The 13,062-nt window shown below is 59.5% G+C and carries 12 protein-coding genes and 1 pseudogene; 3 read left to right on the top strand and 10 right to left on the bottom strand.

The features are described 5' to 3' along the window. Positions 1-71: 71 nt before the first annotated feature. Positions 72-1,019, bottom strand: a complete 948-nt coding sequence (locus tag NKH03_RS26240; protein WP_352971521.1) for a transporter substrate-binding domain-containing protein — start codon at positions 1,017-1,019, stop codon at positions 72-74. Between the two features lie 153 nt (positions 1,020-1,172). Between NKH03_RS26240 and NKH03_RS26235 the strand changes: the two genes are divergently transcribed. Then, a complete protein-coding gene (locus tag NKH03_RS26235) occupies positions 1,173-2,078 on the top strand; it encodes a LysR substrate-binding domain-containing protein (RefSeq protein ID WP_352881324.1) in 906 nt (301 codons plus the stop codon). A 616-nt stretch (positions 2,079-2,694) separates the two neighbouring features. Here NKH03_RS26235 and NKH03_RS26230 read toward each other — a convergent pair. From NKH03_RS26230 to NKH03_RS26190, 9 genes and pseudogenes are all read right to left on the bottom strand, one after another. Further along, positions 2,695-3,785, bottom strand: a pseudogene (locus NKH03_RS26230) (LacI family DNA-binding transcriptional regulator). 59 nt (positions 3,786-3,844) lie between these two features. After that, on the bottom strand, positions 3,845-4,147 hold the full coding sequence (locus NKH03_RS26225; protein ID WP_352971519.1) for a PfkB family carbohydrate kinase: 303 nt from the start codon (positions 4,145-4,147) through the stop codon (positions 3,845-3,847). A gap of 58 nt (positions 4,148-4,205) precedes the next feature. Then, positions 4,206-4,685 carry a PfkB family carbohydrate kinase gene (locus tag NKH03_RS26220; protein ID WP_352881328.1) on the bottom strand — a complete coding sequence of 160 codons (480 nt, stop codon included), beginning with the start codon at positions 4,683-4,685 and terminating at the stop codon, positions 4,206-4,208. A 64-nt stretch (positions 4,686-4,749) separates the two neighbouring features. Beyond that, a complete protein-coding gene (locus tag NKH03_RS26215) occupies positions 4,750-5,733 on the bottom strand; it encodes an SIS domain-containing protein (RefSeq protein WP_352881329.1) in 984 nt (327 codons plus the stop codon). A 60-nt stretch (positions 5,734-5,793) separates the two neighbouring features. Continuing rightward, a complete protein-coding gene (locus NKH03_RS26210) occupies positions 5,794-6,612 on the bottom strand; it encodes an ABC transporter permease (protein ID WP_352971496.1) in 819 nt (272 codons plus the stop codon). Continuing rightward, positions 6,609-7,361: an ABC transporter permease gene (locus NKH03_RS26205; protein ID WP_352971494.1), complete on the bottom strand. Its 753-nt coding sequence runs from the start codon at positions 7,359-7,361 to the stop codon at positions 6,609-6,611. The genes NKH03_RS26210 and NKH03_RS26205 overlap by 4 nt, the downstream gene beginning before the upstream one ends. 273 nt (positions 7,362-7,634) lie before the next feature. Next, positions 7,635-7,823 (bottom strand): TOBE domain-containing protein, encoded by a 189-nt coding sequence (locus NKH03_RS26200; protein ID WP_352971517.1) that lies wholly within the window; start codon positions 7,821-7,823, stop codon positions 7,635-7,637. A gap of 161 nt (positions 7,824-7,984) precedes the next feature. Beyond that, the gene (locus tag NKH03_RS26195; protein ID WP_352881337.1) at positions 7,985-9,841 is read right to left on the bottom strand and encodes a TPR end-of-group domain-containing protein; all 1,857 of its coding nucleotides are present in this window, start codon (positions 9,839-9,841) and stop codon (positions 7,985-7,987) included. Positions 9,842-10,321: 480 nt separating this feature from the next. Next, a complete protein-coding gene (locus tag NKH03_RS26190) occupies positions 10,322-11,077 on the bottom strand; it encodes an SDR family NAD(P)-dependent oxidoreductase (RefSeq protein ID WP_352789692.1) in 756 nt (251 codons plus the stop codon). Positions 11,078-11,278: 201 nt separating this feature from the next. Here NKH03_RS26190 and NKH03_RS26185 point away from each other — a divergent pair, with 201 nt between their 5' ends. Continuing rightward, complete coding sequence (locus NKH03_RS26185; protein WP_352971492.1) at positions 11,279-12,160, top strand: AraC family transcriptional regulator; 882 nt, start codon at positions 11,279-11,281, stop codon at positions 12,158-12,160. A gap of 163 nt (positions 12,161-12,323) precedes the next feature. Next, positions 12,324-13,062 (top strand): tyrosine-type recombinase/integrase (locus NKH03_RS26180; RefSeq protein WP_352971490.1); only part of this gene is annotated, 739 nt, incomplete at its 3' end.

The raw sequence follows: 13,062 nt of genomic DNA, 5'->3' as shown, positions 1-13,062 counted from the left end.
AAGCCCCATTGAGCCGCCGCGGAGCCTCATCGTGCGGTGCGAGCGATCCGAGGTCGCTTGCACGGGTCATGTCAGTCCTTGACCGAAATATCGGCCCCGAACCATTTTTCCGTCAGGGCCTTGTTGAACCCGTCGGAATCCACCGCGTGGATCGCCGTGTTGAACTTCTCCTTGAGCGCGGTATCGCTTTTGCGAAGCGCAACATTCGTCGTACCGCTGCCGAGCACGCCTTCGACGAACGTTGGCCCGACCAACTGTGCACCACTCAACTCGGGCTTGGCCAAAGCCGCGTTGAGGACCGTGACGTTCGCCATGACGAGATCAACCCTGCCTGCCACCAGGTCGAGGTTCATCTCATCGATCGTCTTGTAGGAACGGATGGTCACCGCATCCTTCAGGTAGGCATCGGCAAAGAGCCCAGCCGTCGTCGATCCCTGAACGCCAAGAACCTTTCCTTTGAGGGAAGCAGCCAGATTTTCGACCACCTTTCTGGAGCCGTCGGGATTGGTGCGCAGGTTGAAATCCTCCCGCGCCGGAACGACGTTGTCGAGGCCGCTCTCCTTCATGGCCATGAACGCGTTCGGTGCCCTGGAATATGGATCGGAGAAAGCAGCGACTTTCTGACGATCGGGTGTCACCCCCATGGACGCAATGATAGCGTCGAACTTCCCTGCGTTCAGCGCCGGCAGCATTCCATCCCAATCCTGCCCCACAATCTCGCATTCAGCCTTCATGCGACGGCACAATTCCTTGGCAAGATCGATCTCGTAGCCGGCCAGGCTCCCGTCGGGGAGCGTGTAGTTCCAGGGTGCATAGGCACCTTCCGTGGCAATACGGATGTGGGTGACATCCTCAGCCCAAGCTGAGCCTGCCGACGGCATGACGGTGAGAGAAAGGACGGCCGACAACAGAATATTCTTGATCATGTGAACCCCTTTTTGTTGCCGAACAGCGACCGACACATCCGAAATGAATCGGAAAATTGAATAGGGTCGGTGCGAGCGACAATCGACCCGCACCTGCGCCAAGCTCGTGAAACTGTTCGATTTAGTCTGCTTTGTGCAGACCTCGTTGGAGTTAATTACAAATCGCCGCTCCGTTCCAATACGAAAAGTTGCGCAGCGTATAGGAGTTACCTATGGATTTGACTCATCACTTCCGAGGAGCGATCCATGAACTACAAGCAGCTTGAGGCGTTCCGCGCTGTGATGGAGGCGGGAACCGTGACCGGCGCGAGTGAGCTTTTGCATATCGCCCAGCCATCGGTCAGCGCGCACATCTCCAACCTTGAACACGCGTTGAAGATTCAGCTGTTCATACGGCGTGCGGGTCGCCTGGTTCCAACCGCAGAAGCGATGCTGCTCAACGAGGAGGTTGGCCAGATCGTCAAGGGCATGACGCGGATTCGTCGCTTGGCCGATGACATTACCCAACTTGAGGCCGGCCGCCTCACCATCGGTGTCTATCCAGCACTTGCAAGTATCGTCCTGCCGCGTTTTCTCAAGGATTTTGCCGGACGCCATCCGAAGGCTCGGATGAGCATTTTCCCCAGCGCCTCACCGAGGATCGCCGAGCTGACCGCTGGGCGGCAGATCGACGTTGGTCTCATCCAGGCGCCGGTGGTCGACATTGCGATCACCTGCGATCTGATCTTCGAGGCCGAGTGTGTCTGCGTGGCGCCTCTCGACCATGCCTTTGCCAACGAAGAAATCATTGGCCCATTACAATTTGCGGAGCAGGCTTTCATCGCCTTGGGGCGAGATGATCGTACCAGGCAGGATATTGACCGCGCGCTCGCCGATGCGGGCATCTCCATCGACTGCCGTTTTGAAACTCCCTTCGCCGATACAGCCTGCGCGCTCGTCGCACAGGGCCTGGGAGTTTCGATCGTCGATCCGTTTTCTGCAGCCCGGTGGGAAGGCCAACTCACCATCCGACCTTTCGCTCCTCGACTTCCCTGTCACATCTACATGACACGCAACCGCACGCAGGTGGCATCGATGCTGCAACAGGTATTCGAGCGGGAGTTCCGAACCGCGCTTGAAGATAACCGAAGTGGCAATGTGAGGCTGTTTTAGCTGAAGCAGGAGGATCACATGCAAACTGGGTCGCGACGCTTTAGGCCGCACACTTGCGATTATCCATCGGGTTGACGAACTCGCGACGAAAGGCCAGCCGAGCTCGCCACGGCCAAGCTGAGGCGAGCGCGGCAGACGGTTCTAGATCCTTACCTCAACGATCCAAGCGTGCTGGTAAAACCTCACTCGGGACCTTGAACAAGGGCAAACCTCAATCGCCAACCGCCAGCCCGCGACTTGCGATCCGAATGGCACCCCTCGCCGGGTGCTTGCGCTTTGTACGCCCTTTTTCCTTTAAGGCCGTCGGCGACCGAAATGTCCCCTGACGGGGACAAGCCATCTCGTGCTGAAGCCGGTTCGTGACTCCGAGACCGGTTCAACAGGGCGGCCTAAGGAGCGTTAGCATAGCGCCGCCGCAGGCGGGACGCGGGACTGACCGCCCGGAAACGTCAAGTCAGCAGCCTTTCCATCCGAGATGCCGCGCTGCTGCTGCCATTCGGCATAGTGGCGCGCCGGTGCAGACTTGGCTCAAAGCGCATCCTTGATTCGAACCACAATGGTGAATCATCAAAGCAGGGGATCAAACACGTAACTCTTCGGTCATCGGTTCTAAAACCTATGGGAACGGTCGGCCTTGTCCTTCCATAGGCGGGGCTACCGAGCCCCTTTCGATGATGGCAGTCGGCAGAATGAGCTTTTCGGGCGGTCGAACTTCGCCCTTCAGACGTCGAATAAGAAGCTCCGCGACGCTTTTGCCAAGCGCATAGTCGGGCTGGTCGATGACGGTAATCGGCGGGGTTGTCACGCTCGTCCAGTCCGCATCATGGAAGGTGATCAGCGAAATGTCCTCGGGAACCCGCAAGCCGTGCTGGCGGATCACCCTGAATATCTCCAGCGCTATGACACTGTCGGAGGCAAGGATCGCCGTCGGCCGATCTGGTCCGGACAGCAGCCTGTCGGTAATCCTGCGCGTTTCGGCGGGCTTGTCGCACCAAGGCGAACATAACGTTCTGGCCGCTCAATTCCGGCATCTCGACACACGGTGAGGAAACCGTCGATGCGCTCGCGAATCGAAGAGGTGTATATTTGCCCGAGATCGCGGTACTCACGCCCTTCGGCGTCGACCGCGATCACATAGGTAATCTTGCGGTGGCCGGCATCCGCAAGAATGCGCGTCGCACGAATGGTGATGCCGCGATCGTCGACGGTGACAGTGTCGACATCCAGATCGGGCAGCGCCCGGTCAAGCAGGGCAAGCGGCCGGGCTGAACGGTGGATGTCGCGCAGATGCGAGATATCCCGCAATTCCGACGGCGTGACGATCAGCCCGTCGACGCGCTTGCCAACCAACAGCCGCACAGCTGCCTTTTCGACTTCGATCCTCTCGCCGGAGTTGGCCAGAATGACGTTGAATCCGGCTGCCCATGCCGCATCGGTGATGCCGCGCACCGCGAGGCTGAAGAAAGGGTTCTCGATGTCGCCGACAACCACCCCGATGATGCCGGACCGGCCGGTCGTCATGCTGCGGGCTAGCTCGTTTGGACAGTAGTTCAGTGTCTTGGCGGCGGCCATGACGTCCGCGCGGATCGCATCGCTGACGACGCCGTATCCGCCGAGCACGCGCGCGGCCGTCGCTTTCGACACATCTGCCGCGCGGGCGACGTCCCTGACTGTTATCGACCGGGGATTGGGCGCGGTTGTTTTCATCGGAACGCGATCATCCGGTCCGCGCTACGCAGGTGGCAACCAGGCGGGAAGCGCGAACGCTATTTTGCTGGGTGTGGATAGCCGAAGGCTCCCTCCCACTCGCAAGCAGCGGCCGCTGACTTCGCTCCATGCAGGAGAGATGCCTCGATGGCAGCTCCCTGGATTGTGGCGGAAAGGAAGCCTGCTATGAACGCGTCACCCGCCCCCATTGTGTCGACGACCTTGGCTTGAACGATCCCTTGGCGGAAAGTGGATCTGCCGTCACTGAAGACAGCGCCACGTACGCCTTGGGTAACGCACACCATCGGTGCGCCGAGCGAATGGAGTTCCCGTATGAACGCCTCTGTCTCTGGGTCGTTCATGTCCGAGGCCGAGAGGAAAGCAGTCGTCACGAGCGGGCAGATCGCGGCGAAGTAATCCTTATCGCGACCGGTCGAAAAATCGTAAGAAAGGCGCCGCATGCGAGCGAATTCGGGGCAACTCTGGCTCAAGATAGCTGAAACACGACGAGTGGACGTTTCCGAACCGCTTAATCAGAGACAGATCGGATTCATCCATGCGCAGGGCGAGACGCTTTCGCACGCCACCGTGGTTGGATCCGACGAAGACACGATCGCCGTCCACGAGAGTGACTCTGGCTTTGCCAGTTTCGCCCCTGACGTAACGCGTATAGTCGTCGGAGAGGCCCTCGGCGGCCATGCAGGATTGAATGTGCCTGCCTTCCTCGTCGTCTGCCAGAATTCCGAGATAGACCGTATCTGCCAGTCCGGACCTTCGAGCAAGAACGGCCACGTTGAGCGCATTTCCACCCGGATAGTAGACGCCCTGGTCGAGATAGTAGTCCACAACATTGTCGCCGATGCCGACCAAGCCGCGTTCGCGGGAGAAGTTCGAATCCATTTTGATGCCTACGACGAAGAGAAAGAAAAAGGCGGAACCGCGGTCGGTTCCGCCCCCTTTGTTCCTAGTATTCCATCTTCCACATGAAGCGACGAACAGTCAGCGGATGGCCCTTGGCTTCTGATAGCTTGTCTGCGTAAACCCGCAGGACGGGCGAGAAGACCCGAGGTGCAAGGTACTCGGACACTGTTCCAGGCAGCGAGGTAACCCCGAGATCCTTCGCGTCCAAGACAGTCACGCGCTTACTGTATTTTTGCACGAAGGTAAGCGCGCGCTCGTCCATCGGACGGGATGGTCCCACACCAAGAAGCTGGATGAATGGCACGTCGAAGTCTGTGATCTCGAACGGCCCGTGGAAATATTCGCCGGCGTGAATCGCTGCCGAGTGAACCCACTGCATTTCTTGCAAGAGGCAAATGGCGAAAGAGTAGGCCGGGCCGTAATTCGCTCCCGAAGCCATCGTGTAAATGACAGCCTCACGTTTGTGGGCCTCTGCAAATTCAGCGACCTTTCCAAGATGCTGCGAGACGAGGTTGTCCACCAAAGCAGGCAGCGCGGCGAGGCCCTCGTCGAGATCATCGATCTTGGTGTTGCCTTCCCGAATTTTGAGAATGCCAAAGGTTAGTCTCGCCAACACTGCGGCCTGGTGTATCGGCGACATGGTCATGGGCGAGAAAAAATAGGAGACGGTAAATTCGGAAGCTTGATCGAGAGGGCTGCCAAGGTCATGCGTCAGCGAGATCGTCAACGCACCCGCCGCGCGCGCGATTTCGACGGCTTCGACCGCTTCGGGGGTCGTGCCCGAATGAGAAAGGGTGATGACGATCGAATTCTTGCCGAGGCGTTTCGGTGCCCGCGCTTTGAACTCGGCCGCATTGAGGGCGTTGCCAATGATGGCCTTTGCCTCGCGCTCCACGATGTACTGGTTGGGGAGCATTTGGGCATAGGAGCCGCCACAGGCAACGAAGAAGATGTCAGTGACATTTTCCCGAGCCGCCACGGCATTCAACGCATTCGCAATTTGCGTGTCGGTTTGTTCGGCAGTCATGTCGAGTCCTTACTTGTTTTGACGAGGTTAAAGGCGCGCGTTTGCGCTATGTAAACCGCGCTATCTGGGGGCGCGGGATCTGGAAAGCTGACCGATCACGATCAGCAGTATCGAAACGGTGACGAGACAGGTGGAGATCGCGGCGATCGTCGGATCGACCTGATCCCGTAGTGAATTGAACATCTTGCGATTCAGGGTGGCGCCCGATCCGGTCGAGATGAACATTGCCACCACGACTTCATCGAACGAAGAGAAGAAGGAGAACAACATCGCCGACACTATTGAGAATCTTATCTGCGGCAGCGTAACGGTAATGAAAGCGTACAGTCGGGTCGCACCGAGGCTGCGGGCCGCTTGCTCCTGGTTCATGTCGTAGGAGGCGAACCCCGACGTCATGACAATCATGACGAACGGCAACGCCATGGCAGTGTGCATGAGAGTCAGGCCGAGCGTCGTGTTTACGAGGCTGAGACGCGCAAAGACGAATAGAGAACCGACGGCAAGTAGGATGACGGGGATAGCGATCGGCAGAGCGAACAAGCCCCAGAGAGCGGTCTTGAAGCGTATCCTGCCGACCCAAAGGGCATACGCTGCGGCCGTTCCGATGATCGTGGCGGATAACATGCTGAGGATGGCAACGTTGACCGAAATCAATGTTGCTCGCATCCACGCCGGCGACGTGAAGTAGCTCTCGTACCACCGAAGAGAGAAGTGCTTGGGGGGGAACTCCAGAAATTCCGATCCCGAGAACGACATCGGGATAACAATCAAGGTGGGCGCTACAAGAAACGCTATCGCGAAGATGGTGATGATGTACAGCCAGAGGCGCTGCAGATGCGTGACTTGCGTCATTGACGCAGGTTGAAGCAACCATTTCATCGGAACATCCCCTGTCCGGCTCTTCTGCCGACATAGGTCGCCACGAGGATCAGTAGAATGGTGATCACAAGCAGAACGATTCCGAGCGAACTGGCAGCGCCCCAGTTCGTGTAGAGGCGTACAGTTGCATCGATGCGCATCGCAGCCATGATCACCCTGCCACCGCCCAGCACCGCTGGAGTGACGTAGAAGCCCAGGCACAGGACGAACACCATCAGGATGCCTGCGAGGAATCCGGGCAACGAAAGCGGGAAGAAGACGTCGCGAAAGGCCCGTGCGGGTGTGGCGCCGAGGTTAGAGGCGGCGGCGATTAAATTTTGGTCTATCGCTTTCATCGAGGAGAAGAGGGGTAGGACCAGGAAGGGCAACATGATCTGTACCATGCCAATAATCGCACCCGTCACGTTGTGACTTAACTCGAGCGGCTCCTTGATCAGCCCAAGCCCAATCAGGCCATTGTTTATGAGGCCGTGGTCCTGCAGCAACACGAGCCACGCGTATGTCCGGACGAGTACGGGGGTCCAGAAGGGCAATAGGACAAAGAGCAATGCCCAATTCTGCAGACGCTCCGGCAGATGCGCTAAAATGAACGCCAGCGGATAGCCGATCGCAGCCACCATGATTGTGGTGAGAAGCGAGATCCGGAAGGTGATGTTAAAGACCTCGCCATAGACTGGAGTCGTCCAAAGTCTCGCGTAATTTTCGAAGCTGAAGGAGCCGTCCTCCCCAACAAAGGAAAGATAGAGCATGACTCCAATCGGCAGAAGGATAGCGCATGCGAGGAGAGCTATGCCTGGCAGGAGAAGGGCCTCAAGACTGAGGCGTTCCCGCCTATCGGCCTTTCGAAGCACTTCACGGTTTAAGCTGCTCGACTGCGTGGGGGTAGGGCTTGTAGACATGTCAACGCCCCCTGTCGTCGCGTACGACTCGGCTCTCGCTCTTGTGTAGACTGAGCACGATCGGACTGCCGACAGCGGGCAGGTCCGAATTGCTTGCCTCGTTGAGGTGGCGTCGAACCGTTATCAACTCCCCCCAGCGAGACGGACGAATGCCAGGCTGCTTTCGCCCTGGAAAAGGACGCGCTCCAACGAGCCGTCAAAGTAATTGCGGTCCGGCCGCTTTTGATCGGCCTTTCCAACCTCTAGTTTTTCCGGCCTAACGACCAGAAGACCAGGCGCTTGCCCCGCCGTGCTATCGGCGACATCGAGCAACTGGTCGCGATAGTAGGGCGCGCCATCTCGGATCGAGACGCTAAGCAATGTGGACTCGCCGATGAATTCGGCGATGAATGCGGTTTTCCTCCCCTGAGAGACACGATTGTGCCGCCAAGGTCAGGCATTTCCGTCCACCACTATGCGGCGGCGCTTCATGGCTATGCTGCCAGCTCCAGCACGCGCTGCCAGCGCGGATGCTCGTGCAGTGGCGCAAAGTCAGAATCCTGCTTCACCCATGCCTTGGTCTCGTGGTTTGCATGAGGCAGCAGGCGTTCCAGCAGATCGAGCGCACGATCGAGCTCGCCGAAATGACAGCAAAGGCAGGCGGTATTGTATTGCGTCAGAATGTCGTCCGGATCGATTGCCAGCGCACGTGCCGACCATTCCGTGGCACGTTCGGTCTCCCCGATCAAGGCGAGAGCATTTGCGCCGAGATAGGCTGGCCGGGGGTTCTCAGGATACTTCGCCAATTCGCGCTCGGCGCGTAACACGCCTTTGCGACCCGCTTCCCTTTCGTCTTCCGGCCGCCCTAGAGAACGATAAACCTGCATAAGCAGAAGAACAGACTGGTAGTCATCGGGCTTGATCTCGGCGGCCCGCTCGTAATGGTGGGCAGCCCCTTTGAGCTTACCTTGTGCATAGCACGCACGCGCGTAGAAATAATGCGCTTCGAATAGATTGGGATCACTTGCGATAGCCTGCTCGAACTCCTTTTCGGCCTCTTCATATCTTTGGCCGACCGACAGAGCGAGGCCACGCGACGCGTGTGCTTCTGCCAGTCCACTTTCGATATCGAGCGCCTTACCGCTGTTGGCCAGAATGCTTTCGAGAGAAACTTTCTCGTCGTAATTTAGGAATAGAAAGGAGTCGCAGTCGGCGATGCCCGCATAGGCGCGCGCATAAAGTGGGTCGAGTTCGATAGCTTTGCCGAACATCCGCTTCGCCAGCACATAGTAGGTTTTGGACGTTCGGTGAAAAAACTCTCTCCCCCTCAGATAATACGTATAGGCCTCTACATTGTCAGTGGGAGCCGCCCTGATCGCCTTCTTTTCGGCCGGCAGCAGCTTGACCTTGAGCTGATCGACGATGGTGTGAGTGATCTCGTCCTGGATCGCGAAGATGTCGGTGAGTTCACGGTCGTATCGGTCGGCCCAGACGTGACCGCCATCAGCCCCGTCGATAAGCTGTCCCGTGATACGGACGCGCTGACCTGCCTTCCGTACGCTCCCCTCGAGCACGAATTTGACGCCGAGTTCCCGCGCCACTTGCTGCACCTTCACGGGCTTGCCTTTGTAGGTGAATACCGTGTTGCGGGCGAGGACGTGGAGGCCAGAGATTTTCGACAGGTCGGTGATGATGTCTTCGGTAATTCCGTCGGAGAAATACTCCTGCTCGGGGTCGCCGCTCATATTTGTGAACGGCAGGACAGCGATTGAAGGTTTTGCCTTCATGTGGCTTTGAGGAGATGCTGTTATCGCGCTGTCCTCAAAACTGAACGGCGCGGCGAGTGCGACGTGGTAGACCCTGACCGGCCGGTCGATGTTCTTGAGCTCGTGTTCCCCCATGTCCTCGAAATCCAGATCAAGATTCTTGCCGAGATGGTCGCGAACCGCACCGGAGATCGCAATGCCTCCGGGCCGGGCGATGCTTTCAATTCGCGCCGCCACGTTGACGCCGTCGCCGTAGATGTCGTTGTCATCGAAGATTATGTCGCCAACATTGATGCCGATGCGAAATTCGATGCGGCGCTCCTCTTGCACGTCGGCGTTGCGCTCGAGCATCCTGCGCTGGATGTCGGTCGCGCAAGCGACAGCGTTCACCACGCTCTGGAATTCCACCAGCATACCGTCGCCTGTGAGTTTCACGATCCGGCCCTGGTGCTCGGCGATCTTGCCGTCGACCAGTTCTCGCCGATGCGTCTTGAGCGCCGAAAGCGTGCCGCCCTCGTCGAGACCCATGAGCCGGCTGTAACCGACCACATCGGCAGCAAGTATCGCGCTAAGTCTCCGTTCCATGCGCGGCTAGCCTGTTTTTTTCGGCGGGTCAGGGTAGCAGGTTCTCACAGCAGCGGCATCACACTAAATACGGTCCTCGTAACACCGGAAGGAGAAGGCATTCAACTTAGGTGCAGACGAGGCGAGCCACGGAGATAAAGCGGAAGCGATGAAAGCCCCTGCGTCAAGAGTGTCACCGCGGCCTCATGGCTTTTTCTACGGCGATCACGGAGCGTCCGCTTCCTGTACCTATCCGAAGTTGACAGGCACGTTCTGGACCGAGCCGGCGGTAGGATTCGGCTCTGCCGTACAGCCGCGGAGCGTTCTACGTCGCCGTTGGGTGGAGGACCGCTCTTCAAGTGTGGCTCTCGGAACGACGTGGTTGCCGGACTTCCGGTCTTTCAGCTTCAGTCGACGGCCAAAGGAGGCTTTTCCCGACGGCGGAATGACAATGCGCGCGGCTATACGGCCGCGCGCTTCAGTTGTCGGGGGTCCGACTGATCAGATCGCCTGACCACCCGAAACCTCGATCCGCTGTGCCGTAACCCAACGGTTATCCTCGCCCAGAAGGCTTGCCACCATCGGCCCGATGTCGTCGGGCAGACCCACGCGGCCAAGCGCGGTCATCCCTGCGAACTGCGCGTTGACTTCGGCATTGTCGCGCACCAGCCCGCCACCGAAATCGGTCTCGATCGCTCCGGGCGCGACCGTGTTCACTGTGATCCCGCGCGCACCCAGCTCTTTCGCCATATAGACGGTCAAGATTTCGACCGCCCCCTTGGCGGCCGCATAGGCCGAGAAGCCCGGATAGGACACGCGGGTCAGGCCCGAAGAAAAGTTCACGATCCGCCCGCCATCTGCGATGAGCGGCAGAAGCGCCTGCACGAGGAAGAAAACGCCCTTCACATGGACGTCGAACAGACCGTCGAACTGCGCCTCGGTGGTATCGCCGATTATGGTGAATTCGCCGTGGCCGGCATTGTTGATTAGGTAATCGAAGCTGTCGCGGCCCCAGGTCTCTTTCAGCGCCGCGCGCAGGGTCTCGGCAAAGGCCGCGAAGCTGGCGACCTCGCCGAGATCGAACTGCAGGGCAACCGCCTTACGGCCCAGGGCTTCGATCTCGGCCACAACCTCGCGAGCCTGAGATGCGTTGCCGCGATAGGTGACGATCACGTCGCGGCCATGCTGCGCGATGCTGACAGCGGTGTTGCGGCCGAGGCCGCGGTTGGCGCCGGTGACAAGTGCGATCTTGGTCATGCGGGAAGTCCTTTCATCCGAAGCGATGGGGACAACATGCGGCAAGAGCGTCTCCAGTTGTTGCCGATTCCTCGCGTAGTCTTGCCTGTTCCTGCAAATCTGGATCGGCCTTGCGGCAAAGATTTTCCAGAATGTCCGGATTTCTTGCCTGATCCTTCTTTAGTTCTTGCCTGAAACGCCACCACCCTTCAACTTGCCCCCATGAGCCGAACGCTTCTCGACCTTGTGCGCAGCTTTGCCGACACTCATGCCGACCGTTCCGGGGCGGCGTCGACGCCTATTCCCGGCATGACCGCGATCCGCGCCACGCAGCCCGGCGAATTGCAGGTCGCTGTCAATCGGCCGCTGGTGGCCATGCTGTTACAAGGTGTCAAGCGGGTCACGATAGGGGCCGAGACATTGGAATTCGGTCCGGGCGAGTCGCTGCTGATCTCGGCCGATGTGCCCACGGTCAGCCAGATCACGCAGGCAAGCCTCGGCGCGCCCTACTATTCGCTGGTGCTGGAACTCGACCCCGTCCTTATGCGGGAACTCGCGGTCGAGATGGCGGCGGTCCCGGGCGATCCGTGCAAGCCTGTCCGAGTGGAGCCGACCGACGCAGATGTCGCCGATGTGGCCCTGCGCCTGATGCGGCTTCTGGACCGTCCCTCTGCCCTCCCGGTCCTGCAAGGGCCGTTGCTGCGCGAGATTCATTTCTGGCTTCTGGCGGGACGGCACGGATCGGCTCTCCGCAGCCTCGGCGGGGCCGATGGCCATGCACAACGCATCGCCCGTGCGGTCGCTATGATCCGCGAAAGCTATGCACGGCCGATCCGCATCGAGGAACTGGCCGAGGCCGCGGGGATGAGCACCTCGTCCTTCCACCAGCATTTCCGCCAGACCACCACGCTGTCTCCCTTGCAATTCCAGAAGCAGTTGCGCCTGATCGAGGCTCGGCGCCAGATGCTGGCCGATGGCATGAGCGTGAGTTCGGTGGCTTATGCGGTGGGCTATGAGAGCGTGCCTCAGTTCACCCGCGAATATGGCCGTCTGTTCGGCAAACCACCGGCCCGCGACATACGACAGGCACAGATGGATGCGTAGTCTGACTCTGCTTCAGAAGAAAGTGAGCGTCCGCTGTGGGCTCATGCACGAACCCGCTTCGCGGGAGGGTCGCCTGATTCTGAGATGACGCATATTCATAGGCCTTGAGCAGGTAGAGGCCGCGATCCGACCATGGAGTTCCCTTCAACGAGAGGAACTTGCCATGGCTACCCTGTCGACCGATGCTCCGATCACGCCGCTTCGCCAGCGCATGCAGCAAGACATGCTGATGCGGGGCCTGGGACCGCATACGCAGCAGGACTACGTTCGTCATGTCCGACGCTTCGCCGCGTTCCTTGGTCGCGCTCCCGACACCGCGACAACCGAGGACATCCGACGCTTCCAGCTGTGCCAGCATGAGAACGGCCTGGGCCCGGCGACGATCAACGGCGCGGTCTCGGCGTTGCGTTTCCTGTTCACGGTGACGCTGAGGCGGCGCGATCTGGCGCGCGCGCTGGTGGTCACGCGATATGCGCGCAAGCTGCCTGAGGTGCTGAGCGTGGAGGAAGCGGCGCGGCTGCTCGAAGCGGCGCCAGGCATCAAGTACAAGGCCGCGCTCGGTGTCGCCTATGGCGCTGGTCTGCGCGTGTCCGAGGTCGCGCATCTCAAGGTCGACGACATCGACTCCACACGCATGCTGATCCGCGTTGAACAGGGCAAGGGACGCAGGGACCGCAACGCCATGCTCTCGCCGCAACTGCTGGAACTGCTGCGGTTGTGGTGGCGCGAAGGCAAGCGGCGCGGGGTCATGCTGCCGCATGGCTGGCTGTTCCCGGGGCGCAGTTGCACCGATCCGATCTCGTCGCGGCAACTGCATCGCGCCGTCCAGGAGTCTGCTGAAGTCGCAGGCATCCGCAAGCGCGTCAGCCCGCACACGCTGCGGCACAGCTTTGCCACCCATC

This window comes from Mesorhizobium sp. M1406, assembly GCF_040317555.1.
Lineage (GTDB): Bacteria > Pseudomonadota > Alphaproteobacteria > Rhizobiales > Rhizobiaceae > Mesorhizobium.
This window is presented reverse-complemented; position numbering and strand designations above follow the sequence as displayed.

Bases quoted from the DNA above. Each gene is read 5' to 3' on its own strand.
- NKH03_RS26235 (WP_352881324.1), top strand. From the start codon at position 1,173: ATGAACTACAAGCAGCTTGAGGCGTTCCGCGCTGTGATGGAGGCGGGA.
- NKH03_RS26195 (WP_352881337.1), bottom strand. From the start codon at position 9,841: ATGGAACGGAGACTTAGCGCGATACTTGCTGCCGATGTGGTCGGTTAC.
- NKH03_RS26190 (WP_352789692.1), bottom strand. From the start codon at position 11,077: ATGACCAAGATCGCACTTGTCACCGGCGCCAACCGCGGCCTCGGCCGC.
- NKH03_RS26205 (WP_352971494.1), bottom strand. From the start codon at position 7,361: ATGCTCTATCTTTCCTTTGTTGGGGAGGACGGCTCCTTCAGCTTCGAA.
- NKH03_RS26225 (WP_352971519.1), bottom strand. From the start codon at position 4,147: ATGAACGACCCAGAGACAGAGGCGTTCATACGGGAACTCCATTCGCTC.
- NKH03_RS26210 (WP_352971496.1), bottom strand. From the start codon at position 6,612: ATGAAATGGTTGCTTCAACCTGCGTCAATGACGCAAGTCACGCATCTG.
- NKH03_RS26215 (WP_352881329.1), bottom strand. From the start codon at position 5,733: ATGACTGCCGAACAAACCGACACGCAAATTGCGAATGCGTTGAATGCC.
- NKH03_RS26185 (WP_352971492.1), top strand. From the start codon at position 11,279: ATGAGCCGAACGCTTCTCGACCTTGTGCGCAGCTTTGCCGACACTCAT.
- NKH03_RS26220 (WP_352881328.1), bottom strand. From the start codon at position 4,685: ATGGATTCGAACTTCTCCCGCGAACGCGGCTTGGTCGGCATCGGCGAC.